This window comes from Streptomyces sp. BV286, from assembly GCF_019090165.1.
In the GTDB taxonomy this organism is placed as follows: domain Bacteria; phylum Actinomycetota; class Actinomycetes; order Streptomycetales; family Streptomycetaceae; genus Streptomyces.
In genome coordinates, this window is sequence record NZ_JAHRIB010000152.1 from 280,249 (window position 1) to 306,126 (window position 25,878).

Annotated in this window: 24 protein-coding genes; 16 read left to right on the forward strand and 8 right to left on the reverse strand. The window is 71.2% G+C overall.

The window, feature by feature from the left end; genetic code table 11:
- The first annotated feature begins 32 nt into the window (after nucleotides 1-32).
- The 4 genes from KUF83_RS27090 (at nucleotide 33) to KUF83_RS27105 (ending at nucleotide 4,147) form a co-directional block, all read left to right on the forward strand.
- Nucleotides 33-1,352, forward strand: coding sequence for an acetyl-CoA carboxylase biotin carboxylase subunit family protein (locus tag KUF83_RS27090; protein WP_374106169.1), 1,320 nt, complete (start codon nucleotides 33-35; stop codon nucleotides 1,350-1,352).
- Nucleotides 1,353-1,368: 16 nt separating this feature from the next.
- The gene (locus KUF83_RS27095) at nucleotides 1,369-3,426 is read left to right on the forward strand and encodes a CocE/NonD family hydrolase (protein ID WP_217457541.1); all 2,058 of its coding nucleotides are present in this window, start codon (nucleotides 1,369-1,371) and stop codon (nucleotides 3,424-3,426) included.
- Nucleotides 3,427-3,580: 154 nt separating this feature from the next.
- Nucleotides 3,581-3,751 carry a hypothetical protein gene (locus KUF83_RS27100; protein WP_217457542.1) on the forward strand — a complete coding sequence of 57 codons (171 nt, stop codon included), beginning with the start codon at nucleotides 3,581-3,583 and terminating at the stop codon, nucleotides 3,749-3,751.
- Nucleotides 3,752-3,754: 3 nt separating this feature from the next.
- On the forward strand, nucleotides 3,755-4,147 hold the full coding sequence (locus KUF83_RS27105) for a DUF3662 domain-containing protein (RefSeq protein WP_217457543.1): 393 nt from the start codon (nucleotides 3,755-3,757) through the stop codon (nucleotides 4,145-4,147).
- A gap of 84 nt (nucleotides 4,148-4,231) precedes the next feature.
- Here the strand turns inward: KUF83_RS27105 and KUF83_RS27110 are convergent, their stop codons facing one another.
- The gene (locus KUF83_RS27110) at nucleotides 4,232-4,942 is read right to left on the reverse strand and encodes a GAF domain-containing protein (protein WP_217457544.1); all 711 of its coding nucleotides are present in this window, start codon (nucleotides 4,940-4,942) and stop codon (nucleotides 4,232-4,234) included.
- A gap of 184 nt (nucleotides 4,943-5,126) precedes the next feature.
- The gene (locus KUF83_RS27115; protein WP_217457545.1) at nucleotides 5,127-5,615 is read right to left on the reverse strand and encodes a DUF5709 domain-containing protein; all 489 of its coding nucleotides are present in this window, start codon (nucleotides 5,613-5,615) and stop codon (nucleotides 5,127-5,129) included.
- Between the two features lie 220 nt (nucleotides 5,616-5,835).
- Between KUF83_RS27115 and KUF83_RS27120 the strand changes: the two genes are divergently transcribed.
- On the forward strand, nucleotides 5,836-7,200 hold the full coding sequence (locus KUF83_RS27120; RefSeq protein WP_217457546.1) for an RICIN domain-containing protein: 1,365 nt from the start codon (nucleotides 5,836-5,838) through the stop codon (nucleotides 7,198-7,200).
- Nucleotides 7,201-7,327: 127 nt separating this feature from the next.
- Here the strand turns inward: KUF83_RS27120 and KUF83_RS27125 are convergent, their stop codons facing one another.
- A complete protein-coding gene (locus KUF83_RS27125) occupies nucleotides 7,328-8,038 on the reverse strand; it encodes a dienelactone hydrolase family protein (protein ID WP_217457547.1) in 711 nt (236 codons plus the stop codon).
- A 222-nt stretch (nucleotides 8,039-8,260) separates the two neighbouring features.
- Here KUF83_RS27125 and KUF83_RS27130 point away from each other — a divergent pair, with 222 nt between their 5' ends.
- Both KUF83_RS27130 and KUF83_RS27135 read left to right on the forward strand, forming a co-directional pair.
- The gene (locus KUF83_RS27130; protein ID WP_217457548.1) at nucleotides 8,261-8,671 is read left to right on the forward strand and encodes a VOC family protein; all 411 of its coding nucleotides are present in this window, start codon (nucleotides 8,261-8,263) and stop codon (nucleotides 8,669-8,671) included.
- A 56-nt stretch (nucleotides 8,672-8,727) separates the two neighbouring features.
- Nucleotides 8,728-9,792, forward strand: a complete 1,065-nt coding sequence (locus KUF83_RS27135; protein ID WP_217457549.1) for an adenosine deaminase — start codon at nucleotides 8,728-8,730, stop codon at nucleotides 9,790-9,792.
- A gap of 49 nt (nucleotides 9,793-9,841) precedes the next feature.
- Here the strand turns inward: KUF83_RS27135 and KUF83_RS27140 are convergent, their stop codons facing one another.
- Nucleotides 9,842-11,338, reverse strand: coding sequence for a carotenoid oxygenase family protein (locus tag KUF83_RS27140; protein WP_217457550.1), 1,497 nt, complete (start codon nucleotides 11,336-11,338; stop codon nucleotides 9,842-9,844).
- A gap of 85 nt (nucleotides 11,339-11,423) precedes the next feature.
- Complete coding sequence (locus KUF83_RS27145) at nucleotides 11,424-12,317, reverse strand: LysR family transcriptional regulator (protein WP_217457551.1); 894 nt, start codon at nucleotides 12,315-12,317, stop codon at nucleotides 11,424-11,426.
- 113 nt (nucleotides 12,318-12,430) lie between these two features.
- Here KUF83_RS27145 and mgrA point away from each other — a divergent pair, with 113 nt between their 5' ends.
- Nucleotides 12,431-13,432, forward strand: a complete 1,002-nt coding sequence (gene mgrA / locus KUF83_RS27150) for an L-glyceraldehyde 3-phosphate reductase (protein WP_217457552.1) — start codon at nucleotides 12,431-12,433, stop codon at nucleotides 13,430-13,432.
- 133 nt (nucleotides 13,433-13,565) lie between these two features.
- Here the strand turns inward: mgrA and KUF83_RS27155 are convergent, their stop codons facing one another.
- The gene (locus KUF83_RS27155; protein WP_217457553.1) at nucleotides 13,566-13,853 is read right to left on the reverse strand and encodes a DUF1905 domain-containing protein; all 288 of its coding nucleotides are present in this window, start codon (nucleotides 13,851-13,853) and stop codon (nucleotides 13,566-13,568) included.
- 513 nt (nucleotides 13,854-14,366) lie between these two features.
- On the opposite strand from KUF83_RS27155, the gene KUF83_RS27160 reads away from it, so the two are divergent.
- The 4 genes from KUF83_RS27160 to KUF83_RS27175 all read left to right on the forward strand — a co-directional run bounded on the left by KUF83_RS27160 (nucleotide 14,367) and on the right by KUF83_RS27175 (nucleotide 18,999).
- On the forward strand, nucleotides 14,367-14,777 hold the full coding sequence (locus tag KUF83_RS27160; protein ID WP_217457554.1) for a hypothetical protein: 411 nt from the start codon (nucleotides 14,367-14,369) through the stop codon (nucleotides 14,775-14,777).
- 98 nt (nucleotides 14,778-14,875) lie between these two features.
- On the forward strand, nucleotides 14,876-17,212 hold the full coding sequence (locus tag KUF83_RS27165) for an FHA domain-containing protein (RefSeq protein ID WP_217457555.1): 2,337 nt from the start codon (nucleotides 14,876-14,878) through the stop codon (nucleotides 17,210-17,212).
- 12 nt (nucleotides 17,213-17,224) lie between these two features.
- The gene (locus KUF83_RS27170) at nucleotides 17,225-17,998 is read left to right on the forward strand and encodes a hypothetical protein (protein ID WP_217457556.1); all 774 of its coding nucleotides are present in this window, start codon (nucleotides 17,225-17,227) and stop codon (nucleotides 17,996-17,998) included.
- On the forward strand, nucleotides 17,998-18,999 hold the full coding sequence (locus KUF83_RS27175; protein ID WP_217457557.1) for a serine/threonine-protein kinase: 1,002 nt from the start codon (nucleotides 17,998-18,000) through the stop codon (nucleotides 18,997-18,999). The genes KUF83_RS27170 and KUF83_RS27175 overlap by 1 nt, the downstream gene beginning before the upstream one ends.
- 264 nt (nucleotides 19,000-19,263) lie before the next feature.
- Here the strand turns inward: KUF83_RS27175 and KUF83_RS27180 are convergent, their stop codons facing one another.
- Complete coding sequence (locus KUF83_RS27180; protein WP_217457558.1) at nucleotides 19,264-20,541, reverse strand: streptophobe family protein; 1,278 nt, start codon at nucleotides 20,539-20,541, stop codon at nucleotides 19,264-19,266.
- 163 nt (nucleotides 20,542-20,704) lie between these two features.
- On the opposite strand from KUF83_RS27180, the gene KUF83_RS27185 reads away from it, so the two are divergent.
- From KUF83_RS27185 to KUF83_RS27195, 3 genes are all read left to right on the forward strand, one after another.
- Nucleotides 20,705-21,976 carry a DUF6777 domain-containing protein gene (locus KUF83_RS27185; protein WP_217457559.1) on the forward strand — a complete coding sequence of 424 codons (1,272 nt, stop codon included), beginning with the start codon at nucleotides 20,705-20,707 and terminating at the stop codon, nucleotides 21,974-21,976.
- 156 nt (nucleotides 21,977-22,132) lie between these two features.
- A complete protein-coding gene (locus tag KUF83_RS27190) occupies nucleotides 22,133-22,654 on the forward strand; it encodes a DinB family protein (protein WP_217457649.1) in 522 nt (173 codons plus the stop codon).
- 169 nt (nucleotides 22,655-22,823) lie between these two features.
- The gene (locus KUF83_RS27195; RefSeq protein ID WP_217457560.1) at nucleotides 22,824-23,306 is read left to right on the forward strand and encodes a VOC family protein; all 483 of its coding nucleotides are present in this window, start codon (nucleotides 22,824-22,826) and stop codon (nucleotides 23,304-23,306) included.
- A 98-nt stretch (nucleotides 23,307-23,404) separates the two neighbouring features.
- Here KUF83_RS27195 and KUF83_RS27200 read toward each other — a convergent pair whose 3' ends face one another.
- Complete coding sequence (locus KUF83_RS27200; RefSeq protein WP_217457561.1) at nucleotides 23,405-24,370, reverse strand: SGNH/GDSL hydrolase family protein; 966 nt, start codon at nucleotides 24,368-24,370, stop codon at nucleotides 23,405-23,407.
- A gap of 206 nt (nucleotides 24,371-24,576) precedes the next feature.
- Between KUF83_RS27200 and KUF83_RS27205 the strand changes: the two genes are divergently transcribed.
- Entirely contained in the window at nucleotides 24,577-25,860 is a 1,284-nt protein-coding gene (locus KUF83_RS27205; protein ID WP_217457562.1) for an MFS transporter, read from the forward strand.
- The last annotated feature ends 18 nt before the right edge of the window (nucleotides 25,861-25,878 follow it).

Sequence of the window (25,878 nt, forward strand, 5' to 3'; positions counted from 1 at the left end):
GAACTGGAAGGTGACTGGTGCAAGAAAAGAACGTGAGTGACGTGAACGACGTGAACGACGTGAAGAACGTGTTCGTGATCGGTCTCGACGACGCCAACCTGCCGACGCTCGAAGCGGCGCCGGCAGCCAAGTCGCTGCGATACCACCCGTTGTTGACGGTCGAGGAACTGCAGGGCGGGGAGGTCTCGGTCCCGGAGCTCATCGACAAGGCCCGGGCCGTGCTGGACGCTTTCGACGGGAGCATCGACGCGATCGTCGGCTACTGGGACTTCCCGGTCAGCACCCTCGTCCCCATCCTCGCCGAGCGGTACGGAACCCGCAGCACCGGCCTGGAGTCGGTGGTCAAGTGCGAGCACAAGTACTGGAGCCGGCTGGAGCAGCAGAAGGTCACGGACCGGCACCCCCGGTTCGGCCGGGTCGACCTGGACACCGACGACCCGAAGCCGCCCGAGAACGTGCGCTTCCCGATGTGGGTCAAGCCCGCGCTGTCGTACTCCTCCGAACTCGCCTTCGGCGTCAAGGACATGGACGAGTTCCGTGACGCCGTCCGGCAGATACGCGAGGGCATCAGCCGGGTCGGCCGCCCCTTCGAGTACATCCTCGACCAGCTGGAGCTGCCGCCCGAGATGGACGGGGTCGGCGCCCAGGTCTGCCTCGCCGAAGAGGCGATGACGGGCCTGCAGGTCGCCGTCGAGGGATACGTCCACAAGGGCGAGGTGACCGTCTACGGCGTACTGGACTCCATCAACTACCCCGGCACGTCGAGCTTCCAGCGTCACCAGTACCCCTCGACGCTGCCGCCACCGATGATCGCCCAGCTGCACGACGTCACCGAGCGCACCATGCGCCAGATCGGCTTCGACGAGGCCACCTTCAGCGTCGAGTACTTCTACGACCCCAAGACGCAGGAGATCAACCTGCTGGAGATCAACCCCCGGCACTCCCAGTCCCACGCCGAGCTGTTCCAGTACGTCGACGGTGTGCCCAACCACCACAGCATGCTCGGCCTCGCCCTCGGGGAGGACCCGCGCATGCCCCAGCGCGAGGGCCCCTACGCGATGGCCGCGAAGTGGTACTACCGGTGGTTCACCGACGGAGTGGTGCGCAACGTGCCCTCGGCCGAGGACCTCGCCCGTATCGAGAACGAGGCCGACGGCGTGCGGGTGGACGTCACCACCGAGGAGGGACAGGCCCTCTCCGACCTGTCGCAGCAGGACAGCTACAGCTACGAGCTGGCGCACATCTTCACCGGCGGGAACAGCGAGAAGGAGCTGCGGGAGAAGTACGACCACTGCGTTGCCGCCCTGGGACTCACCTTCGACGAGAGCCCCCAGGAACGACCGCACGACTAAGGAGCAAGACCACCGCATGCGTTACGTGAGCAACCTGCCGTACGCGACCAAGGAAGAGGAGGACGTCCGCATCCCGATGCCCGACGGTGTCCAGCTGTCGGCCCGCGTCTGGCGCCCCACCTCTTCGGACAACGAGCCCGTGCCCGCGGTGCTGGAGTACATCCCCTACCGCAAACGCGACCTCACCTCGGTACGCGACTCCATGCACCACCCCTACATCGCCGGGCACGGCTATGCCTGTGTGCGCGTCGACCTGCGCGGCACGGGTGATTCGGAAGGGGTACTGAGGGACGAGTACCTGGAACAGGAGCAGGCCGACGCGGAAGCGGTCCTCGCCTGGCTCGCCGACCAGCCCTGGTGCGACGGCAACACCGGCATGATGGGCCTCTCCTGGGGTGCCTTCGCCGCCCTCCAGGTGGCCGCCCGGCAGCCGCCGAGCCTGCGCGCCGTCGTCATCGCGTCCTTCACCGACGACCGGCACGCCGACGACATGCACTACATGGGCGGCGCCATGCTGTCGGACAACCTTGCCGAGGCCGGCACCATGTTCGCCTACGCCACCTGCCCCCCCGACCCCGCGGTGGTCGGCGACCGGTGGCGCGAGATGTGGCACGAACGCCTGGAGAACACCGGCCCCTGGGTCCTGCCCTGGCTGCGCCACCAGCGCCGTGACGACTACTGGCGCCACGCCTCGGTCTCCGAGGACTACCGGGCCGTCCGCTGTCCCGTCCTCGCCTCCAGCGGCTGGGCGGACGGCTACTCCAACGCCGTGACGCGGCTGCTCGGCCATCTGGACGTGCCCCGCAAGGGGCTCATCGGCCCCTGGTCGCACAAGTTTCCCCACCTCGGCGAGCCCGGGCCCGCCATCGGCTACCTCCAGGAAGTCGTGCGCTGGTGGGACCACTGGCTCAAGGGCGTCGACAACGGCGTCATGGACGGCCCCATGCTGCGCACCTGGATGCAGGACAGCGTGCCCCCGTCCACGTCGTACGAGGAGCGCCCGGGCCGCTGGGTCGCGGAGCCCACCTGGCCGTCCCCGCACGTCTACCCCATGACGTATCCGCTGACCCGCCATCGGATCGGCGACCCGCGGGACGCGGGCGGCGACCCCGGCAGCGAGGACGCGACGGCCGGCGAGGGCGCCGCGATGACGGTGCGTTCCCCGCTGTCCGTCGGCCAGTTCGCGGGCAAGTGGGCCTCCTACAACGCGCCGCCGGACCTGCCGTACGACCAGCGCGAGGAGGACGGCGGCTCCCTCGTCTTCGAGACCGAGCCGCTGACCGAACGGCTGGAGATCCTCGGCTCGCCGACCGTGGAACTCGACCTCTCGGCCGACCGGCCGGTCGCCATGGTGGCCGCTCGCCTGTCCGACGTGAGCCCGGACGGCGCAGCCACCCGCGTCACCTACGGCCTGCTCAACATCACCCGCAGGGAGAGCGCCGAGAACCCCGAGGCCCTGGAGCCCGGCACGCGTTACCGCGCGACAGTGCAGCTCAACGGTGTGGCGCAGGCGTTCCCGCCCGGGCACCGGGTCCGGCTGTCGCTGTCCACCTCGTACTGGCCGCTCGCCTGGCCGCCTCCCGAGCCCGCCCTGCTGAGCGTGTACGAGGGGTCCAGCACGCTCACGCTCCCCGTCCGCCCGACGGACGAGCCGGACGAGATCGCGGCGAACCCGTTCGAGGAGCCCGAGGGCACGCCTCCGGTGCGCACCACCCGGCTGACCGCTCCCGAGGGACGGTGGGAGGTGAAACGCGACATGGTCGACTACCGGGCCGAGCTGGAGATCGTGAAGGACCAGGGACTCGTCCACTTCGACGAGATCAATCTCGACGTCGGCCGCCGCGCCTACGAGCGGTACACCTCCGTCGCCGACGACTTCACGTCGGCCACCGGCGAGTCGAGCTGGACGATGCGTTTCAGGCGCGACGACTGGGACGTCCGCGTGGAGACGAGCACCCGCCTGAGCTGCGACGAGCGGGACTTCTTCGTGGCCGCGACGCTGGACGGCTACGAGGGTGAGCGCCGGGTGTTCTCCCGTACGTGGAACGAGACGGTGCCACGGGACCTCCTGTAGTGCCGCACGGGCAAGGTTCGCCCCGGGCCCAGCCGTGATGACGACGGCGGGGCCCGGGGCCTGCCGGGGAGGCGTCGATTCCCGTTGCCCGGGCACCCGCTGGGGGAAAGCGGAACACCACGACAGGAAACGTACGAGTGAGGAGCTTCCCGGCATGACCGTTCCCGAGGACGACCGTCGTAGGACCGAGGCCGCACACCAGGTACCGGCGCAGCCGGACCGGGCACTGCCCCAGGAGCGGGGCGGCACCGGCCGTACGCTGCGTGAGGCCCTGGAGGAGGCCCGGGTCCGGCCGGGCGACTTCGCGGAGCGGGAGGCGAGGTAGGCCATGAGTTCACTCACCGGCCTGGAACGAGCGCTGGAGCGCTTCGGAGGTTCGCTGCTCGCTCAGATGCGGCACAAGGAACCGGTCGAACTGGTCGAGGCCCTGCGCAAGGAGTGCGACGACAACACGGTCGTGTGCAGCGAGAACCGGACCGTCGTCCCCAATGCCTACGACGTCGAGCTGGCCGAGTTCGCCTATGAGGAACTCGAGCGTCGCGGCGCCCGCGTCGACCAGATCCTCACCGACAGCCTGCTGCGCCACGGCGAGGACCGGGGCTACGAGTGGGCCGGCCCCCTCGCGGTGCATGTCACCAGGTCCCGCGACGTGCCTAACGGCCGGTACCGGGTGGCGAGTCAGGTGATGCGGCATGTGCGGGCCGACGCCTTCCGGCTCTGACTTCCGGCTCTGACCGGTCGCCATCGTGCCGATCCGGACCGCGCCGTCCGCGTGGTCCGCAGACGGCAGACGGCAGACGGCCGGCTATCCGCGGGGCGGACGCCTGAGGACGGCCGACGTGATCTCCGCGAGTGTCTGCCCCGTGCGGAATGCCTCCGCCCGCATTGTGGCGAGAGCCGACTCGACACTCATGTCGAAGCGGGCGGCGACGACCCCGATGGCCTGATGGGTCGACGACCAGTGGGCCCGTGCCACGTCCTGGGGCTTCCACCGGGGATACGCGAAGTCGTCGAAGAGCTCGCGATGTGCAGGCAGGAGAGCCGTCACCACGGCGTCGGCGACCTGGGCCCCGGCGCGCATCGAGGACGCGTCGAGGCCGTCGGAGGCACGCGTGAAGAGCTCCATCGAACCGAGCGTCTGGTCCGCGAGCCGCAGGGGAAACGCGTAGACGGCGCCCACTTCGGGAAGCTGCTCGGCGACCGTCGCCCCGAAGAACGGCCACGGCGTGACGCGTTGCCGCAGACCACTGCCCACGGCGGGAACCCCTTGCGAGGCGGCGGTGATGCAAGGGCCCTCCGCCACGGTGAACTGGATCTCCTCCAGCCGCAGGGCCGTGTTGTTGGACGCGCACAGCAGTTGCCGGGACGGCGTGTCGGTGAGCAGGGAGAAGGCGACTCCGTCGACGGCCAGGACCTCGCAGACCGTGTCGCAGAGAGTACGTGGCAGGTCGTCGGCCCTCGCGTGACGGGCAGCCTCCGAAACCGTCTGTGCCGCCGAGAAGCGCCGTGCCCCCATCGGAGTCTCCGTCCCTGTCCGCACCCGAGCCGTCATCGCTGCGGGTACCTCTTCACCGGCGTCCGGAACGTGGTGGTGCCCGACGACCTCGGTCGTCGGGCACCACGGTCCACCTGACCGGGACGAGCCGAGGCTGCCGACGTGGCGGCCGCGGGCAGCCCGTTCGTGAGCCGGTCCGGTGAGGTCAGACCCCGCGCTCGGATGCCGTCGGCAGCTCCTCCTCGGGCACGACGTGGACCGCGGCCTCCTCGGCGCCCGCGGCTCCGCCGTCGATGCCCATGTCGGAGGCGACGGCTTCCTTCGTCGTGTCCGGGTGCGCGCCCTCGTCCGGCGCCACCAGCCGGCCCGCACGGTCGGCGCCGACCTCCGGGCCGACCGCTTCGCCCTCACCCCCGGGCAGGTCGCCGATGCCGTCGCCGGGCGGCGCCTCCACCTCGGGGACCTCCTGGCGCAGCCGCTCGTCGAGGGTCTCGCCCTCGTGCTGCTCGGCCGCCGTGACACCGGTCTTGGTGACACCCAGGGGCCTCTCGGGCGGGGAGTAGCCCTCGTCGAGAATGTCGTCGTACGTGCGCTCGTCCACCGCGTCCTGGAGATCGAGCGGCGCGGCGTCCTCCTGCTCCTCGTTGGTTCCCGTGGGCTGGTAGGCGTCGTCCGCCATGCTGTCGTCGTTCATGTTCACCCTCCTGGCCCGGTGATCGGTCGGTGCTCCCCGTAGGAGTACCGCGGTGCCCGCCATGCAACCCGCGAAACACCGGACGACCTGGTGAACCGTGTCCGCACCGTCCGAGCTATTGACCGGTACATACCAAGCCGATTGAGTGTCCCGCGCAGACCCCCCATTTTTTCCGGCCGCCGTTCCGGCGTCGCCGTGCTGCCGAAGGGACCCGACCGTCATGCGGAGCCATCGCCCCCTGCTCGCTCTCACCGCCGCCGGAGCGGCACTGACCACCGCCCTGGCCGCTCCCGCCCAAGCGGCCGAGGTGCCGACGGCGGGCGTGTTCTACGTGCAGAGCGCGGTCACCGGCCTGAACGCCGCCGACAGCGGGGGAGCGGTCGTCCAACGCAACCCCAAGGGCAACGAGGACCGCCAGCAGTGGTCGCTCCGGTCGAGCGGCGCGTCGTACGTCCTCGAAAGCACCGACACGGCGGGCAGTTGCCTCGGCCGCTCGGGTGGCCAGGCGAGAACAGTGGCCTGCGCGGGTGCCGACGCCCTGTGGGAGATCACGCCGACGGGCACCGACCAGTACCGGCTCAAGGTCCCCGGCGCCGACCAGTACCTGACGGTCGGAGCGAAGGCCTCGGGCGCCAACTACCCCGCCCAGCTGGTCGTGGGCGCGGCGGGCGGCCCCGCGGCCTGGTACCTGACTCCGGTCACGTCCCCCGTCGCCCCGATGCCCTCCCAGGACCGGCGCACCCTGGACCAGGTCACGTTCCTCACCTCCCACAACGCCTACGCGAACGGCGTGGACGGCGGTTTCGCCCCGCCCTTCGTGAACCTCGTCCCGAACCAGACCCGGGGCATCGACCGGCAACTCACCGACGGCGTACGCGGGTTCATGCTGGACATCCACCAGACGTCGGACGGCGCGATCCTGTGCCACAACAGCTGCACGCTCGTCAGCAGGCCGGTGGCCCTGTGGGTGGACATCCAGCGCATGGTCGACTTCCTCAAGCGGAACCCGGACGAGTTCGTCACCGTGTTCCTGGAGGACTACGTCGACCCGGGCGTCCTGCGCAGTGAACTGGCCCGCGTGAACGGCCTGTCCGACGTCCTCTACCGACCGGACCAGACCGGCGTGCGCACGAAGGGCTGGCCGCGGATGGCGGACCTGATCGCCGCCAACGACCGTCTGCTCCTGTTCACCGACCACAGCCGCTCCGCCGACCAGGCCGCCGGGCTCACCCGCGACAGCTTCGGCGTGATGTACCAGCGTGAGTGGACCGTGGAGAACTACTGGTCCATGGGCTCGGGCCTGGGGAGCTCCAACTGGGCCTGCTACAGCCGCTGGTACGACGCCAACACCAACGTCCCCCTCACCGCCGCGGCGCCGCCCTTCCGGCCGCTCTTCGTCATGAACCACTTCCGCGACGCGGGGATAGCCTCCACCGCCGCCACCGACAACACCAAGCTCACCGACCGGGCCCAGCGCTTCTGCCAGCCCGCGGCCCGCAAGAAGCCCAACTTCCTCGCGGTGGACCACTACGACCTCGGCTCACCCGCTTCGGCGGTGGCGACGCTGAACACGTACACCTACTGAGCCGAACACGCCCACGTACCGGCGAGGAGGGTCCGGGCGCGAGAGCACCGGGCCCCTTAGCCGTACGCCGCTTCCGCCGGTGAGCTCCGGGGGAAGCGGCGTACGGACCGCTCGACGCGGCCTGTGGTCAGCCCAGTTGGGCGTGCAGGAAGTCCACCGTGCTCCGCCAGGCGAGCGCGGAGGACTCGGGGTCGTGCACCGCCGGGCGGCCGTCGTTGAAGAACGCGTGGTCGGCCGGGTAGACGCGCAGGTCCGGGGTGATGCCGGACTGCTCGCGGATCGTCTCGGCGAGAGGGGCGAGGGAGTCGACGGGGATGCTCGTGTCGCGTTCGCCGTAGTGGCCCAGGATCTGCGCCTTGAGCCCGGAGAAGTCGGGCGTCTCACCCTGGATGACGCCGTAGAAGGGAACGGCGGCACGGACGCGGGCGTCGGTGGCCGCCTGGTGGAGGACGAAGCCGCCTCCCATGCAGAAGCCGACCGAGCCGACAGCTCCGGACGTGACCTCGGGCATCGCCAGCAGATGGTCGACGGCGCCGGACAGCAGCTCGACGCCGCGCGACACGGGCAGGTCCTGCATCATGCGCAGCGCCTCGGAGCTCTCGTGGGCCACGTTGCCGCCGTACAGGTCGGGGGCCAGCGCCACGAAGCCCTCCTTCGCCAGGCGCTCGGTGACGTCCGCGATGTGGTCGGTCAGGCCCCACCACTCCTGGATCACGATGACGCCGGGCCCCTGTCCGGCCGGAGGCAGTGCCAGGTAGCCGTGCGCGGTGCTCCCGGCGCTCGGGAAGGTGACGTTCTGGTGGGCGGGTGCCCCGGTCGACCTGGGCGTCTCGGACATGGTGTGTCGCTCCTGCCTGTCGCTTGATCCTGCCTCCGTCCAGCATGCAGGAGACGGGTAAGACGACGGCAAGCGGCCCCTGCCTGGTCCGGCTCCGCGCGCCCCCGGCCGCCCGCCCCGCCCGGAGCCGAGGGCGCTCATGCGGACCATCCCCGCCGATGCCGTATCCTCGCGTGTTACGTATAACGCCAGTCGCTGAACCCACCCTCCCGAGAGGCCCCGATGAAACGCGTCGCCCTGGTCACCCTCGTCGTCGACGACTACGACGAGGCCATCCGCTTCTACACCGACGCTCTCGGGTTCCGGCTCGCCGAGGACACCCCGCGCCCCGACGGGTCCCGCTGGGTCGTCGTGGAACCGGACACCGGCGGGACCGGCACCGGCCTGCTGCTGGCCCGTGCCAAGGGCGGGACGCAGCGCGACCGGGTCGGCGACCAGACCGGTGGCCGGGTCGGCTTCTTCCTGCACACCGACGACTTCGCCCGCGACCACGCACGGATGGCCGCGGCGGGCGTGACCTTCCTGGAGGAGCCCCGCCACGAGGCGTACGGCTCGGTCGTCGTCTTCCAGGATCTGTACGGGAACAGGTGGGACCTGCTGCAGCCCGCATCTCCCGACGCGACCGACCACTGACCAGCCGTCCCCACCCGCGGACCACACCCACAGACAACCTGCCGAGGAATCACCGCATGACCGCGTCACGCATCGACATCGACACCATCCGCCGGCTCCCCAAGGCCGTTCTCCACGACCACCTCGACGGCGGACTGCGCCCCGCGACCCTCGTCGAACTCGCCGCGACGGTCGGCCACACACTCCCCACCACCGACCCCGACGCGCTCGCCGCCTGGTACTACGAGGCGGCCAACTCCGGCGATCTGGTCCGCTACATAGCCACCTTCGAGCACACCCTCGCCGTGATGCAGACCCGGGAGGGCCTGCTGCGGACCGCCGAGGAGTACGTCCTCGACCTCGCCGAGGACGGTGTCGTCTACGGCGAGGTCCGCTACGCCCCCGAGCTGATGCTGAACGGCGGGCTCACGCTGCCCGAGGTCGTCGCGACCGTGCAGGAGGGCCTGGCCGCCGGTATGGCGAAGGCGGACGCCGCCGGGACCCCGGTCCAGGTCGGCACGCTGCTGTGCGGGATGCGCATGTTCGACCGGAGCCGTGAGATCGCGGACCTGGCCGTGACGTTCCGCGACGCGGGCGTCGTCGGCTTCGACATCGCGGGCGCCGAGGACGGTTTCCCGCCCGCCGACCACCTCGCCGCCTTCCGGCACCTGCGCGAGGAGAACGTCCCGTTCACCATCCACGCCGGTGAGGCACACGGCCTGCCCAGCATCCACCAGGCGATCCAGGTCTGCGGTGCCCAGCGCATCGGCCACGGAGTCCGGATCACCGAGGACATCGTGGACGGCAAGCTCGGCCGCGTCGCGGGCTGGGTGCGCGACCACCGCATCGCTCTGGAGATGTGTCCCACCTCCAACCTCCAGACGGGTGCGGCCACGTCGATCGCCGAGCACCCGATCACGCACCTGCGCGACCTCGGTTTCCGCGTCACCCTCAACACCGACAACCGGCTGGTCTCCGGCACGACCATGACCCGCGAGATGTCCCTGCTCGTCGACGAGGCCGGCTGGACCCTCGACGACCTGCGCACGGTCACGGTCAACGCCCTCAAGAGCGCGTTCGTCCCGTTCGACGAGCGCAACGCCCTGATCCGGGACGTGGTCCTGCCGGGGTACGCGCTCTGAGCGCCGGCGGTCGGCCGGACCCCGCCGCGGGGTCCGGCCGACCGCGTCCTCACGCGTCCGGCACCCAGTTGCCGTGGAATCCCAGCGGCACCCGCGCCGGGAGATGCACCCGGGCCACCGGCTCAGCCGTGAAGTCCTGGGCGGACAGGATCAGCAGATCGGCGGCGCCCCGGTCGGGATTGTGCACGTACGCCAGGGTGTAGCCGTCGTCCTCCGCCGCCCTCGGGTCCGTCGGATCGGAGGCCACGAACACCGCCTCGCCCGCCGCCGAGTGCCGGGGCAGCCGGTGCACCTGCGTCGTACCACGCAGCAGATCGTGCTTGATCAGTTCGTTGCTGAAGGCACGGTCGGGCGGATTCCCGTCCGGCGTCACGTACGCCAGCATCATCTCCGCGGCGGCCGCCGAGTAGCCGTACCGGTGCCGCCGCGTCAGCAGCGCCTCGTTGACGCGCGGGAACTCCTGCGGCCGGTCGTCCAGAACCCTGGTCCGCACACAGCCCCGGTCGAGATCGACGGTCCAGCGGTGCAGCCGCGGCGTCCCGGCGCCGTAGGGCCCGCCGGAGCCGCGCCCCGCGACGAAGAAGGGCGCCGGGTAGGCCGTGAGGTCGACGACCACCGACGATCCCTCGTCGTAGGCGTTGAGGGTGTGCGAGTAGTACGTCGGCTCGGCCTCGATCCAGCGGATCCTCCCGCCGGCCCGTGGCAGGACGCCGACCCGCGCCGCATGCCGGTCGTTCCACACGTACGGCACCAGGTCGCCCCGCTCCGCGGCCGCCAGGTCGAAGGTGACCGGCATGTCGAGGATGACGACGTACTTCTCGGTGAGCGCGAAGTCGTGGATCATCGGGCTGTCCGACACCGGGATCCTCGTGGTCCGCACGACCCGCCCCGCGGCGTTCACCACCAGATGCCGTATGTGGTTCCAGGTCGGGTAGTACGTGATCGCGTGCAGCTCGCCGGTCTCCGCGTCCAGCTTGGTGTGCGCGGTGAACGAGCCCTCCAGGGTGCCGCGGAAGTCGTACGTGCCCACGGTGTCGAGCTCATAACTGAGTTCGTAGGGGAGCGGGCCGCTCTCCTGGATGGCGAGGACCCGTCCGCGGTGCCCGATGACATGGGTGTTGCAGGGGAAGTCGTCCGGGGGCACCGGTCCCGGGTAGGGCTCGCCGAGCTGCTCCGCGACGCGGGCGGAGCGCACCCAGCGGTTGCGGTACCACTCGGCGCGGCCGTCGCGCAGCCGCACGCCGTGCACCATGCCGGCGCCGTGCATCCAGTGGTGTGCGCGGGGGTCCTCCAGGCCCAGGACGTTGGGCCCGTTCCTGAGGTACCGGCCGTTCAGCTCGCGGGGAATCCTGCCGGTGACCGGGAGGTCGAAGGCGGTCAGTTCCTCGGTGACGGGAGCGAACGCCCCTTCCAGGAACGGATGGTGGCGACCCTTGTCGCCGGCGGGAGCGCCTGCCGCGAATCCTCCGGTCGACCCCACCAGTCCGCCCGCCGCCGCGATGGCGGCCGCCCCGCGCAGTACGTTCCGTCGGCTGTGCTCGGTCATCTCCGTACCCCTGCCTCGCAGTTGTCGTGTCGATGTGCACGAGTCTGCTGGCGGACGAGGGGACGGTCAGGAGTGCTGGAACCCCTCATGGGGGTGGTGCCAGGCCCCCTGTTTCGAGCAGTGACATGAGGGCCCGGGCGGCCGGACTGGTCGCTTCCGGCGGCGGGAGCATGGCGACGGTCTCGTACGGCGTCTCGGCGTCCGCCTTGAGCGCGAGGGCCGGCAGTGCCTGCCGCTTGTGGGCGAAGTGGCGCGGTACGACGGCGATGCCGAGGCCCTCCTCGACGAGGTCGAGGAGGCTGTGCACGTCGTTGACCTCCAGCGCGACCGTGCGGTGCACACCCGCGGCCGCGAAGGCCGCGTCGGTGGTGCGGCGCGGGCCCCAGTCGGGGTGGAAGTCCACGAAGGACTCGCCGCCGAGTTCGTCCGGCGTCACGGGCCCGCCGCCCGCCAGACGGTGCGAGGGATGACAGAGCACGGTCATCGGTTCGCTGGTCAGGGGCAGGCAGCGGAGGTGTTCCGTGTCGGCGCGGGTCGTCACGGCGAAGGCCAGGTCGAGGCGGCCCGCGGCGACGTCCTCGGCGAGCGCCCCGGAACCCGCCTGCCGCAGCCGGATCTCCACGTCGGGATGCTGCCTCCGGAACGCGGCCAGCAGCTGGGCGACGGGCACCCCGGCGATGCACTGCTCGGTGCCGACCGACAGCAGGCCGCGCAGCACACCCTGCACGGCGGCCACCGCGTCCTCGGCCGCGCGGACCTGGGCCAGGATCCGCTCCGCCTCGGTCAGCAGCGCCCTGCCGGCCTCGGTGAGCGTGACGCGGCGGGTGGTACGGACGAACAGCGGAGCGCGCAGCTCCCGCTCCAGGGCGCGGATGGAGGCGGACAGGCCGGACTGCGACACCATGAGCCGTTCCGCTGCCCGGGTGAAGTGCTGGTCCTCGGCGACCGCGACGAAGTGCTGTAGGTGGCGCAGTTCCATGATTGAGAAGCGTATCCGCTGAATCCCATCCGATTCTCCTGTTGGACCGCTGTCCGCCGGGCAGGCGAGAGTGGACACCGGTCCACTCCGTACCGACCCCTCTGGAGACCGCGTTGTACACCGCACACACCGATCGTTACGCGGACATGCCCTACCGGCGCACCGGACGCAGCGGCCTGAAGCTGCCCGCGTTCTCCCTCGGCCTGTGGCACAACTTCGGCCCCGACCGGCCGGTGGACACGCAGCGTGCGATCCTGCGCCGCGCGTTCGACCTGGGCGTCACCCACTTCGACCTGGCGAACAACTACGGGCCGCCGCCCGGCGCCGCCGAGTCGGCGCTCGGTGAGGCGCTGAAGGCGGACTTCGCGCCGTACCGCGACGAGCTGGTCATCTCGTCGAAGGCCGGCTACCTGATGTGGCCGGGCCCGTACGGCGAGTGGGGCTCCCGCAAGTACCTGCTGTCCTCGCTCGACCAGAGCCTGAACCGCATGGGCCTCGACTACGTCGACATCTTCTACTCGCACCGCCCCGACCCGCAGACTCCGCTGGAGGAGACGATGGGTGCGCTGCACTCGGCCGTCCAGCAGGGCAAGGCGCTGTACGTCGGTGTGTCGAACTACTCGCCGGAGCAGACCCGTGAGGCCGCCCGCATCCTCGGCGAGCTGGGCACCCCGCTCCTCATCCACCAGCCGCGCTACTCGATGCTCGACCGGCGCCCCGAGGAGGAGGGACTCCTGGACACGCTCGACGAGCTGCGGATCGGGTCCATCGCCTACTCGCCGCTGGAGCAGGGCCTGCTCACCGGCCGCTACCTGGACGGGATCCCGGAGGGTTCGCGGGCCGCGAGCGACAGTCCCTTCCTGAGCGCCGACAAGGTGACCGGGGAACTCGTCGCCCACCTGCGCGCCCTGAACGACATCGCCGCGTCGCGCGGCCAGTCCCTGGCCCAGATGGCGCTGGCCTGGGTGCTGCGCGGCGAGCGGGTCACCTCCGCGCTGATCGGCGCGAGCAGCCCGCAGCAGCTGGAGGACAGCGTGGCGGCCATGGGCAACCTGGAGTTCTCGCAGGACGAGCTCACCCGGATCGACGACATCGTGCGGAAGGCTGCCGCCTAGGGCGGGTCGCGGCCCCTGCCGGGGCCTTGGATCGGGCCCGCCGGTGTCGCACCGGCGGGCCCGACCCGTTTCCCGTCGGCACTGCCGCGCGGGACGCGCACGGCCCGGACCCGTCGTACGCCGACGCCGCTGGTCAGTCCGTGACGCGCTCCTCCAGCCGTACCGTCACGGTGTCCCCGGCCTCCTTCCCGATCGCCTTGCGCACATCGGCCTTCACGGGGAGTTTGTGGGTGCCGTCGCCGAGCGCCATGAACGAACTCCTGAAGGGATGGCCGTCGATCGTCCCGCGGACCTTGACCAGGCCGCGGGTGCCGAAGAACGCGACCGAATCGGGCCAGACGACATACGTCCAGCCGCCGGTTTCGGGGCTCTTCCGCAGTTCGGCCGTGAATTGCTGGTCCAGTGCGGTGTCCGTGCTCATGATGTCCTCCGCTTTCCCGGTGGTCTCTCTCATACAAGACCGCCGGATGCGGCAGAACTCATCGCGATCGCCGGGCCGCTCCGCCGCGGGCACCCGGTCGGGAAACCCGTGCACGCTCCGTATCCGCCCGTCCTCTCCAGTCGCGCGGCGGCCACGGCCTTCGCCTCGGCCCCGGCCCGGACCCCGTTCCAGGCCTTGAAACAGCGGCCGCGCGGTTTCGGCCAAGCAGGGCAGTGAATATGCCAGGAGACTGGCCGGAAAGTTGTGGTGACACTGTTTCAGGAGTGGCGATACTTGAATGCTAGAACCATTCACCACCCGGAGAGCCGCTCGGAGAACTTCCCGAGAAAACGCCCCGGGAGCGTCCCGGTGAACCGCCCGGAGCGCGCACTGGGAGCCGCCCGGAGATCCCTCCGGTGAACCGCATGAGAACAGCGCCACAGTGCACTGCAAAGCGAGCCGCAGGAAAGCGAGGCCGGCCCGGCAGCAAGCGGATGCAATGGGGGAGTGATCGTGCACGACGAATTCCTGTGCCACGTCACCGCGTACGGAGTCTGCGGCGGAATGTGGGTCGGAATACCGCTCGGCACCTACCGGGCGCCCACCCTGGCCCTGGCCATGTGGTGGTTACGGGACCGGGCGTCCTGGATCGCCGAACGCCTGGATCCGAACCCCGACGCCCCGTACTTCCCGCCGAACTCGATGGCGCCCGTCGCCCTCACGTCTCCGGACGTGCCCGGCATGCTGCGCACCTGGTGCGGCGACATCGCACAACAGGATCTGGCCGCCGAGGAGTTGGCCGCGGGGCATCTGCTGCGCATCGCCACGTACGACGAGACCACCGAGTACGAGCTGCTCGCGGAGTCGGTCGACGCCCTGAGGATGCGGCGCACCCAGCCCTTCCTGTCCGTCCCGGCCGCCTGAGCCGACGGGGATCCCGCCGCCCGGATCCCGTCGCCCCCGATCTCGTCGTCCACTACGCGCGGCAGGCGCATACTCGGGCGAATAGTTAGAATTCAGGCATGGCAGAGCGGTCTGCGGCGCCCGAACTCGTCCTCGAAACCGAGACGGGATCCACGGTGATGACCCCGAACCACGCCTACCGCGTGGGGCGGGATCCGCTCTGCGACATCGTCATCGACGACGCCAGGGTCTCCTGGCACCACGCGGTCCTGCGGCCGGGCGCCGACCACTGGACGCTGGAGGACGAGAACAGCACGAACGGCACGTACGCCGACGGCCGCCGCGTCCGCGCGTGGGACGTCGGGCCCGGCAGCGTCATCCGCTTCGGCAACCCCGCCGACGGCCCGTGCGCCGTCCTCGCGGACCGCCCGCCGCCCGCCCCCGAGCGGCCCTCCGCCGTTTCGATGCCCGCGGCGACCGGAACCTTCCGGCAGCCCACCACCGTGCGGCCGCTGCCCGCCCGCTCCGTGCGTATCGGCCGTGGCGACGACAACGACCTCGTCGTCGACGACCTGAGCGTCTCCCGGCGGCACGCCGAACTGCGGGCGATGCCGGACGGCACGTACGAGATCGTCGACCTGGGCAGCCACAACGGCACGTTCCTCAACGGTCAGCCCGTCACCCGCGCCCGCATCGACGGGGGCGACATCGTCGGCATCGGCCACTCGGCTTTCTGCCTGGTCGGCGACCAGCTCCAGGAGTACGTCGACACCGGTGAGGTCTCGCTCGACGTGCAGGACCTGTCCGTCGCCGTCGACCGGGGCCGCAAGACGCTCCTCGACCGGGTCTCCTTCCCCGTCGGTGAGAAGTGCCTGCTGGCCGTCGTCGGACCCAGCGGCGCCGGCAAGTCCACGCTGCTCAACGCCCTCACCGGCCAGCGCCCCGCCGACCGGGGCACGGTCCTGTACGACGGCCGCGACCTGTACCGGGACTACGCCGAGCTGCGCCAGCGCATCGGCCTCGTCCCGCAGGACGACATCCTCCACTCCCAGCTGACCGTGCGACGCGCCCTCGCCTACGCCGCCGAGCTGCGTTTCCCGCAGGACACCGCGAAGGCCGAGCGCAAGGCCCGGGTCGACGAGGTCATACACGAGCTGGGCCTCGAACAGCGCGCCCGGCAGCCCATCCACAGCCTCTCCGGCGGCCAGCGCAAACGGGTCAGCGTGGCACTCGAACTGCTCACCAAGCCGTCCCTGCTCTTCCTCGACGAGCCGACCTCCGGACTCGACCCCGGAATGGACCGCTCGGTGATGCACATGCTGCGGGGACTGGCCGACGACGGGCGGACCGTCATCGTCGTCACGCACAGCGTGCTCAGCCTCGACGTCTGCGACCGGCTGCTCGTCCTCGCGCCCGGCGGCAAGGTCGCCTACTACGGGCCCCCCGACGAGACGCTCGCCTTCTTCGGCTACGAGCAGTGGCCAGAGGCGTTCGAGGCGTTCGAGCGGGATCACGACCGGGACTGGGCGGGCGACTACCGCGAGTCGCCGCACCACAGGCAGTACATCGTGAGCTCCAGCGCCCAGCCGCGCCTGCCCGAGGCCGCCCCGGCCCCCGGCACGGTCGTCCGCCCGCCCAAGGCGCAGAGCTGGGGATCGCAGCTGGGCACCCTGGTGCGCCGGTACGCGGCGGCGCTCAGCGCCGACCGGACGTTCCTCGCCATCATGATCGCCCTGCCCTTCGTCATGGGGGCGATGGCCCGTGCCCTGTCGGGGAGCAAACTGACGCAGGAGACGGCGATGAACGCGCTGCTCATCCTCTGCGTCGGCGGAGTCCTGACCGGCGCGGCCAACGCCGTGAGGGAACTGGTCAAGGAACGGGTGATCTACCAGCGGGAGCGGGCCGTCGGCCTGTCCAGATCGGCGTACCTGATGTCCAAGGTCGTCGTCCTCGGCACGATCACCGTGCTCCAGGCCGTGGTGCTGACCCTGGTGGCACTGCTCGGCGTCGACCTGAACGCGCCCGGCGGCGAGGGAGTCGTCCTGCCGCCACTCGTGGAGATCACGCTCGCCGTCGCGCTGCTGGCCTTCACCGCGATGATGCTCGGCCTCCTCGTCTCCGCGCTGGTGCGCAAGGAGGAGGTCACGATGCCGCTGCTCGTCCTCCTCGCCATCGTCCAGGTGGTGTTCTGCGGTGCGCTGCTGAAGCTCGACGGCGTCCCCGGCATCGAGCAGCTGTCGTGGCTGGTGCCGTCGCGCTGGGCGCTCGGTGCGATGGCGGGCACCATCGGGCTCGCTCGGCTGGTCCCCGGCGACCTGACGGCCGACCCGCTGTTCCGGCACTCGGTGGGCGTGTGGCTGCTCAACATGGGCATGCTCGTCGTCCTCTCGGCGGTCTTCGGCTACCTGGTGGCCCGGCTGCTCAGGCGACACGAGCCCGAAGTCATGCGGAAGTAGGAAGCAGGCGCGATGACGACGACTCCCGACTTCCGTCCCACGCACGTGGTCCCGCAGGACGGCATGCCGTCCTGGGACGCCCCGGACCCGGTCCGGCCCGCCGTGCCCCTCGACGCCCTCCTGCCGGTCCGGCTCGTCGAGCGCCTCGGTGACTGGGGGCACGTCCTGTGCGCCAACGGATGGTCCGCGTGGGTCGACGGCCGCCTGCTGGTCGCCGTCCCGCAGGAGCCGCCCGCCGCCGGGCAGCCGCTCGCCCGGACCGCCGACCCACGTCCGCTGCTCGCCCGCGTCGAGGAGACACTGGGCCGCTACCGGCAGACCGTCGAGGAACTGGCCGCCGGACACCTGGACGGCGAAGCGTTCCACGGCCGGACCCAGGGCATGCGCGTCGGGATCGTTGTCGAGGGCGAGGCCGTCTGGCTGTACGAGGCCGAGCACGAGCGGTGGGTGTACTGCGACGGCACCCGGATGAGCACGTACGCGACGCAGGAGCCGCCCGCCGCGGCCGGCGCCGCACCGTCCGCCCGGCCTCCCGCCCCGTCCGCCCCGGCCGGGACCAGGCCGCCCGCCGGACCCGGCCGTCCGCCCACCCGGGCCGTACCGGACGCGGGCCCCGAGCCCACACAGGTCGTACCGGGTCTCGGGCCCGAGCCGGGCCGAGGGGCGCCGGGTCCGGGCCCGGAACCCACGCAGGTCGTGCGGGGCACCGGACCGGACCGGCCAGGGGGCGGCGAGGACACCGGTCACGCCCCCACCCGGCTCGTCACGGGTGACGGTGACCAGTGATGCCGCACGACACCAGCCTGTACTCGGGGCGGCCCTCCGACCTGATCGGCAAACAGATCGCGGGTTACCGCATCGAGCGCGAGGTCGGCCGCGGAGGGATGGCCGTCGTCTACCGGGCCAAGGACCTGCGCCTGGACCGCACGGTCGCCCTGAAACTGCTCGCCCCGGAACTCGCCCGCAACGACACGTTCCGCAAACGCTTCACGCACGAGTCGCGCGTGGCCGCGGCCATCGACCACCCGCACATCGTGCCGGTCTTCGAGGCGGGCGAGACGGACGGTGTCCTCTACATCGCCATGCGGTACGTCGCCGGCCGTGACCTGCGCCATCTGCTCGACCGGGAGGGGCCGTTGGCCCTCACGGTGGCCGCCCGCATCGCCGTGCAGGTGGCATCCGCCCTCGACGCCGCCCATGACCACGGTCTGGTCCACCGGGACGTCAAACCCGGCAACATCCTGGTGGCGGCGGGCACGGACAGCGACCACCCCGAGCACGTCTACCTCACCGACTTCGGCCTCACGAAGAAGTCGCTGTCCCTCACCGGCTTCACGACGGTGGGCCAGTTCGTCGGCACGCTCGACTACGTGGCACCCGAGCAGATCTCCGGGCGTCCGGTCGACGGCCGGTGCGACGTCTACAGCTTCGCCTGTGTCGTGTACGAGACCCTGGCCGGCCGCCCGCCCTTCCAGCGGGACGACGACATGGCCCTGCTGTGGGCCCACCAGTACGACCAGCCGCCGCCGCTGACCGGCGAGCGGCCCGGACTCGCCGCGCCCGTCGACGGTGTGCTGGCGAAGGCACTCGCCAAGAGCCCCGACGACCGGTACGAGTCGTGCCTCGCCTTCGTGGCCGCGCTGCGCGCCGCGGCGACGGGCGCGGAGGCGGCGGGGCACGCGCCCACCCAGGTGGACCTCCGCGCGGTCGGGGCTCCCCAGCGGCCGGGGCCGCCGCCCGAGCCGCCGAAGTGGGCTCTGCCCGTGTTTCCCCGCTCACGCTGGTGAGGCTCCGCCCAGGCAGGTACGGGCAGGTACGGGCAGGTACGGGCAGGTACGGGCAGGTACGGACCCGGAGCAGAGACGGGAGCAGCCCCGGAACAGACGGGAGGCCGCCCGGACGGGTGAACGGGCGCGGGTTGCACCGGGCCCGTCGCGCGGTCCTCCGTGCCCCTTCCGGGCACGGCGGTGGAGCGTCGCCGTCGGGCCGGGGACCACGATGCGGTAGCCCGTTCGTGTGGTGCGCGGACACACCCGCGCGCCCGGCCGAGGTCAGGCCTTCGGTTTCTCCACCTCGCCGTGGTGGCGCATCCGGGAGGCGAGCAGTGCGCCCGCGAAGCCGGTGACCAGGCCCCAGAGCAGGGCGAGACCGAGCGCGGCCCACAGGCCGGGCCGCAGGAACAACTCGCCGGACAGCCCGCCGCCGACGTCCCCGATCCCGAGCAGCGACAGGCCGTAGTGCGCGTCGATCCGGCCGAGGAGGCAGACCGTGAGCACCGTGAGCATGAGCGCGACAGCCATGTGCACGGCGTGCTGCCACGCGCGCATCCGGCCCGGTGAGCGCGAGGCCATGAGGAAAGCGGCGCCGACCAGCAGCACGGCGTTCACGACCAGCAGCCACCACACCCTGCCGTCCTGCTCGGAGAGGGTGCGCAGGTCGAGGGTCGAGAGGTCCGGCGTACGCAGCACGGTGTCCAGCACCTTGGGCATCGGCAGCCCGAACGGCCCCTCGACGCGGCCCTCCCAGGTGACGCCCAGACCGATCGTGAAGACGAGCCATACGAGGTTCGGCAGCCCGAGGAGGATCACCGCGAGCGTCTCCCTGGCATGGCCGCGGGTCACCGCCACCACCAGCGCGACGACCACACCCAGGGCGACGAACGCGAGCAGCAGCACGACCATGGCGTACGCGGCAGGCCGTACCGACTCCTGGAAACGCAGCAGACGGGGCGGGAGCGGGGCCCTGGGCGAGACGAGCAGCGCGAGGACGAAGACACCCGCCAGCCAGAGGAGACCGAAGGCCAGCGTCACCGGCACATCGGCCCTGAAACCGACCCGCGGTGACGAGGTGCCGAAGAGGTCGCCGACGTCGGAGAGCGTGCCCTCGCCCAGGGAGACGGCGAAGGTCTGGCGGGCCGACAGCGCGAGGCCGGCCAGGGCGAGCAGCCACACGACGGCGATCCGGCCCGCCCAGCCCGCCAGTTCGGACGCGCCCGCCACGGCCCGGTGACGCAGTGGCCGCAGGAACCCGGCAGCAACGACCAGGACTCCGGTGAGGGTCACCGACAGCGGAATCACCGTCAGGCCCGCCCGGGTCTCCGCGATCGCGCCGGCGTCCCCGGCGAACTCCACCGAACCGCCGACCGCCACCACCACCGTGGCGGCCACGACACGCGGGAAGGCGCCGTCGGGTAGGTCGGACGCCCCGGCCGCCCACAGTCCGAGCGCCGCCACCACGAGCATGGCGATCAGTCCGGCGAGGACCGTCACCAGGGCCTGGACCCAGCCGTGCCGGGCCACTGCCTGGTCAGGGGATGTCTGGAGGCTCACCCTGCCACGCTAAGCAGCCTGCCGGTGGCGCGCCTGCCGGGAGGGCCGACCGCGTCGGCTTGGGGGCGATACGGGATCGGAGCACACAAGGTGCTCGTCGTTGAATAAAGCGGTACTAATCGGTTGAAGTACCGCATTGTCCCTACGCCGGGAAGAAGAGCTCGTGAGCGTCGAACCGCCGTCCTCCGGCCGCCCCACAGGACCACCCTCCGGCCCCTTGTCGGGACCGACCAGGCCGAGCCCCACGCCGCCACCCGACGAGCGCACCCGCGTGAGCCCGTCGAGCGGTGAATCGGGCGGCGGCCCTTCCGGCCCCTCAGGTCCCTCGGGTGGAGGATCCGGTGGGTCCGGCGGACCGGGTGGATCCGGCGGGGGCGCGGGCAGAGGACCCGACCGGCCCTGGTGGAGGTCGGCGCCGCGGGTCGCCGTCATCGCCGCCGCGGTCGTCGCCGCGGTGGTCCTGGTCGTCGTCCTCACCCGGCCCGACGACAGCAGCACCACCAGCTCGGGCGGCGAGGTCTTCCTCCAGTCGGCGGGCAAGTCGGGACCCGACCCGTTCACCGAGTCGACGGCAACGGACAGTTCCACCGCGCCCGTGACGCCCTCACCCACGGACGCCCCCGATTCGGACAACGTGACGCGGGGCGTGGACGGTTCGGCCCCGGGCCTCTACGGCGGCACACAGAAGGTGGCCAGCTGCGACGTCGAGAAGCAGATCTCGGCGCTCGAAGGGGCTCCGGAGAAGAACAGGGCGTTCGCCTCGGTGCTGGGCCTCCAGCCCTCCGGCGTGCCCGCGTATCTGCGCTCGCTCACCCCCGTACAGCTGCGGATGGACACCCGCGTCACCAACCACGGCTACAGCGACGGCAAGGCCACCAGCTACCAGGCGGTCCTGCAGTCCGGCACCGCGGTCCTCGTCGACGACCGCGGCGTCCCCCGGGTGCGCTGCGCCTGCGGCAACCCGCTGCTGCCGCCCGTGGCGCTCAAGTCCACACCCAAGAAGACGGGCGACTCCTGGCCGTCCTACCGGCCGTCGAACGTCGTGGTCGTCACGCCCGCGCCCCAGGTCATCAACATCTTCGTGATCTTCGACCCGGACAGTGGCGACTGGTTCGAGAGGCACAAGGGCGACACCGGTGGCAAGGACCGCAAGACGGATCCTCCGGAGAGCCGGCCGTCCCCGTCGACGAGTTCCCTGTCTCCTTCGTCGGCGTCCCCGTCCCCGTGCGTGTCGGTGCCGGAGGGCGCGACCGCGACGCCGAGCGGTTCGGCGAGCCCCTGCCCCTCGACGTCGTCGGCCACGCCGTCCGCGGAGTCCGATTCGCCCTCGTCCGAACTGCCGCCGTCGGAGCCCTCCGACCCGGCGCCCGACGACGGCGACACGACGACGGAGTCGGCCGCCAGCCAGAGCGTCCCGGACTCGGGCGCCACCTGACCGGCAGCGGGTACGGGACGTCCCGCCGACGACCGGGGAAAGGGAAAACGGGTGGCGCATGCGTGAGGGAGCCCGGATGCTTCTCGCATGGCCGACGCCCCTGAACCCGAGCCGAACCAGCAGGCACAGCCCGAGCGGAGCTTCGGGTGGTGGGACATGTTCGTCCATCCCGACGAGGATCCGCGGTCGGACGACGAGTTCGTGGGAGAGCGGGCCACGCTCGTCGGCTATCTGCGGGACCACCGGCTCACGTTCGAGATGAAGTGCGCCGGGCTCGACGCCGACGACATGGCGCGGCGTTCGGTGGAGCCGTCGAACCTCTCGCTGCTGGGGCTGCTGCGGCACCACGCGAGGGTGGAACAGGCCTGGTTCCGCCGGGTCATGGCCGGTGAGGACGTACCCCCGCACTACCGCACCGAGGAGGACCCGAACGCGGACTTCACCGGCGCGGTGCCCGACCCCGCGGTCGTGGCGGAGGCCTGGGACACCTGGCGCGCCGAAGTCGCCTTCGCCGAGCGGTTCGTGGAGAAGGCCGCCGACCTCGACCTCGCCGGGGGCAACGACGAGGAGCCGGTCACCCTCCGGGTGGTGCTGGTCCACATGATCTCCGAGTACGCGCGGCACAACGGTCACGCGGACTTCCTGCGGGAGCGCATCGACGGACGCGTCGGCCAGTAGACCCGATCGCGCGACCGCCTCCGCCTCCGCCATGGCCTCCGCCTCCGCCGTCGTTCCGCGCGGTTGCGACCGGAGTCACCCGTCCGGAACGGCTGTCCGTGCCACCGATGAGTTTCCCGTCGAGGATCAGTCGATACAGATGACTGCGTTCCCGCCCCAGGAGGTACTCATGACCACCGACGGATTCACCACGTGTCTCTGGTTCGACGGCCAGGCCGAGGAGGCCGCGAACTTCTACGTCTCTGTCTTCAAGAACTCCGAGCTCGGCAGGGTCGGCCGGTACACGGAGGCCGGGCCCGGACCCGTCGGTTCCGTCATCACGGTCGACTTCGTGGTCAACGGCCAGAGGTTCGTCGGACTGAACGGCGGACCCCAGTTCAAGTTCACCGAGGCCATCTCCTTCCAGGTGGACTGCGGGGACCAGGAGGAGGTGGACTTCTACTCGAACGCCCTCACCGAGGGCGGCGGCGAGCAGGGCCCCTGCGGCTGGGTGAAGGACCGGTTCGGAGTCTCCTGGCAGGTCGTCCCGACCAGGCTGACCGAGATGATCACCGACCCGGACCAGGAGAAGGTGAACCGCGCCATGGCGGCCATGCTCAAGATGCACAAGCTCGACATCGCCGCTCTGGAGAAGGCCTACGCCGGTGAGTGAGGCGACCGGCGCCGCATGACGGCCGGTTCCGCGGACCCGGGTGGCAGCAACCGTCCGCCACCCTCGGGACCGGTCGAGCCGGCCACCGTGCACGGCGGTCAGCGGGCCGCGGAGACCACGGCCCGGCTGATCGCCTTGGTGATGCGCAGGATTCCGGGGGAGCGGACCGGGCACGGCCGGGGCTTCGAGATGGTCGGCGCCAGACAGAAGTGCAGGAAGTCGTCGTCGCGGTGCAGGGCCGTTCGCCCGCTGCCCGGTTGCGTGCAGTAGGACGCGTGCGCGCGTTCGTACGCGGTGCACGGCAGGTACTGGGCCCAGGTGTAGCGGGCGGTGGCCGGGCTCACCGCCTTTCCGGCGTCCGCGAGCAGGTCGCCGGAGGCTTTCGCCTGCCGCTCGTACACCGCGTTGACGCGCCGGACCCGGTCGGGCGTCATCGCGTCCGGTCCCTGGAGCACCCACACGATCTTCGCCTCGCCGCCGCCCGCCGCGCCCGCGATCTGGTCGGTCAGCCGCGCGGCGTCGGCCGTGTAGCGCGCGAAGTACTTGTCCCGCGAGGTGGTGTACGAGACGCCGTCCATGCAGGGCGTGTAGTCCCACGCGTTGCCCCAGAACTGCAGCACCACGAAGTCCGGGCGCAGCCGGCGGACCAGCGCCGCCGCCTTGTCCTGCGGCGGTACGAGGGAGTCCTCGCCGGTGCCCTCCAGGTAGTCGCACAGGGTGGTGCCGGAGTACGGGGCGCTGGTGTAGCGCGCCTTCGCCTCCTCACGCAGGAGCCCGCCGAGGACCTGCTGGTTCTCCGTGGCGATGGAGTCGCCCAGGTACAGGACGGTGGGGCGGGGGCGCCCGGTGTCAGCGGTGGCCTCGGAAGCGGAGCCTGACTTCGGCCCTGTCGGCGTTCCGGGTTCGGTGCCGGCCCCGGGGGTGACGGCGGGGCGCTGATGGGTGGTCGAGCCGGATCCGGGCGACGCGGGCGTGGGCGCGGCCTCGGGGGCCGACGAGGGGTCTCCGCACGCGGTGAGCAGCAGTAACACTGCCAGCAACACGACGATCCACGGCTTGCTCATGCGGCAACTCCCGCCCCAGCCACCGAAAACGGCCCCCAGACAAGCACAACGGGCCGTAGGGCGGAAGGGGTTGAGGGCCAGTTCGAGCCTCCGGGTTCGTGAACGACGGTGACCTCCCGATGCAATAAATGTCGTAGCTCTGCTTAATTGTTGATGTAGATCAATTCACTTGTGCTGCAGGATGAGATCGGGCACCGTCGTAGATCATGCAGCCCAACTCCCCATGGCGCACAGCCGACTTCAGGACTCTCTTCGGTGCGACCGCGCTCAGTCAGCTCGGTACGAACGTCAGCTATGTCGCCGTCCCGCTGGTCGCCGTGGCGGAACTCGACGCGAGCCCCGGCCAGGTCGGCGCCCTGGCCACCCTGAGCACGCTCGCCTTTCTGCTCATCGGCCTGCCCGCGGGAGCCTGGGTGGACCGGATGCGTCACCGCAGGGTGCTGATCGCGGCGGACCTCGCGCGGGCCGTCCTGTTCGCGTCCGTGCCGCTGGCCTGGTGGCTGGACGCGCTCACGCTGGGACAGTTGTACGCGGTCGTGCTGCTGAGCGGCTGCGCCACCGTCTTCTTCGACGTCGGCTCGCAGAGCACCCTGCCCGGACTCGTCGGCCGCGACGCCCTCGTACCGGCCAACGCGGCCATGATGAGCCTTCTGGCCGTGAGCAACGTGGCAGGCCGGAGCGCGGGCGGGACGCTCGTCCAACTGCTCACCGCGCCGGTGGCCGTCCTGTGCACCGCGGCGAGCCATCTGGCCTCCGCGCTCCGGCTCACCGCTGTCCGCGGGGCCGGGGCGCCGCCCGTGCCGACCGAGGCGACCCGCCTGTGGACCCAGGTGGGCGAGGGCCTGCGGCACGTCTTCCGCAACAGGGAACTGCGCGCGCTCGCGCTCACCGCCGCCCTCACCAACCTGGGCTCCCAGATCATCAACACCATGCTCCCGGTCCTGTTCGTTCGCGAACTCGACCTGCCCGCGAGCGCGCTCGGCCTGTACTGGGCGGCGAGCGGCGTCGGTCTGCTGCTCGGTGCCCGGTGCGCCCGCCCCCTCGCTTCGCGCCTCGGCTACGGCCGCACCCTCGGCGTCATGGGCCTGTGCCTCGCCCCCGCCGGACTGCTCGTCCCGCTCATCGACCGCGGGCCGTGGCTGTGGATCGCGGGCACCGGCGGGGTGCTCGCGATGTTCAAGACGGGCATGGACAACGTGCTCGGGGTGAGCCTGCGCCAGCGGATGACCCCGGACGCCCTCCTCGGCCGGATGAACGCCACGTTCAGGTTCGTTCTCACCGGCGCGCTCGCCGTCGGCGCCGCCGTGGCCGGCCTGATCGGTGAACTGGCCGGAGTGCGGACGACGTTGTGGGTGGGCGCGGTCTTCCTCGCGACGGCTTTCCTGCCGGTCTTCCTCTCCCCGGTCCGTACCCGGCGAGTCCTGCCGGACCAGCAGCCGCCACCTGTCAGGTCTCCCGCTGCGAGGATTCCGAAGGCGCCACGGAGCTGACGGGGAGCGCCACGGCTG

Bases quoted from the DNA above. Each gene is read 5' to 3' on its own strand.
- KUF83_RS27105 (WP_217457543.1), top strand. From the start codon at position 3,755: ATGAGTTCACTCACCGGCCTGGAACGAGCGCTGGAGCGCTTCGGAGGT.
- KUF83_RS27175 (WP_217457557.1), top strand. From the start codon at position 17,998: ATGCCGCACGACACCAGCCTGTACTCGGGGCGGCCCTCCGACCTGATC.
- KUF83_RS27100 (WP_217457542.1), top strand. From the start codon at position 3,581: ATGACCGTTCCCGAGGACGACCGTCGTAGGACCGAGGCCGCACACCAG.
- KUF83_RS27190 (WP_217457649.1), top strand. From the start codon at position 22,133: ATGTTCGTCCATCCCGACGAGGATCCGCGGTCGGACGACGAGTTCGTG.
- KUF83_RS27115 (WP_217457545.1), bottom strand. From the start codon at position 5,615: ATGAACGACGACAGCATGGCGGACGACGCCTACCAGCCCACGGGAACC.
- KUF83_RS27110 (WP_217457544.1), bottom strand. From the start codon at position 4,942: ATGGGGGCACGGCGCTTCTCGGCGGCACAGACGGTTTCGGAGGCTGCC.
- KUF83_RS27130 (WP_217457548.1), top strand. From the start codon at position 8,261: ATGAAACGCGTCGCCCTGGTCACCCTCGTCGTCGACGACTACGACGAG.
- KUF83_RS27120 (WP_217457546.1), top strand. From the start codon at position 5,836: ATGCGGAGCCATCGCCCCCTGCTCGCTCTCACCGCCGCCGGAGCGGCA.
- KUF83_RS27155 (WP_217457553.1), bottom strand. From the start codon at position 13,853: ATGAGCACGGACACCGCACTGGACCAGCAATTCACGGCCGAACTGCGG.
- KUF83_RS27095 (WP_217457541.1), top strand. From the start codon at position 1,369: ATGCGTTACGTGAGCAACCTGCCGTACGCGACCAAGGAAGAGGAGGAC.
- KUF83_RS27195 (WP_217457560.1), top strand. From the start codon at position 22,824: ATGACCACCGACGGATTCACCACGTGTCTCTGGTTCGACGGCCAGGCC.
- KUF83_RS27200 (WP_217457561.1), bottom strand. From the start codon at position 24,370: ATGAGCAAGCCGTGGATCGTCGTGTTGCTGGCAGTGTTACTGCTGCTC.
- KUF83_RS27140 (WP_217457550.1), bottom strand. From the start codon at position 11,338: ATGACCGAGCACAGCCGACGGAACGTACTGCGCGGGGCGGCCGCCATC.
- KUF83_RS27205 (WP_217457562.1), top strand. From the start codon at position 24,577: ATGCAGCCCAACTCCCCATGGCGCACAGCCGACTTCAGGACTCTCTTC.
- KUF83_RS27170 (WP_217457556.1), top strand. From the start codon at position 17,225: ATGACGACGACTCCCGACTTCCGTCCCACGCACGTGGTCCCGCAGGAC.
- KUF83_RS27135 (WP_217457549.1), top strand. From the start codon at position 8,728: ATGACCGCGTCACGCATCGACATCGACACCATCCGCCGGCTCCCCAAG.
- KUF83_RS27145 (WP_217457551.1), bottom strand. From the start codon at position 12,317: ATGGAACTGCGCCACCTACAGCACTTCGTCGCGGTCGCCGAGGACCAG.
- KUF83_RS27125 (WP_217457547.1), bottom strand. From the start codon at position 8,038: ATGTCCGAGACGCCCAGGTCGACCGGGGCACCCGCCCACCAGAACGTC.
- KUF83_RS27165 (WP_217457555.1), top strand. From the start codon at position 14,876: ATGGCAGAGCGGTCTGCGGCGCCCGAACTCGTCCTCGAAACCGAGACG.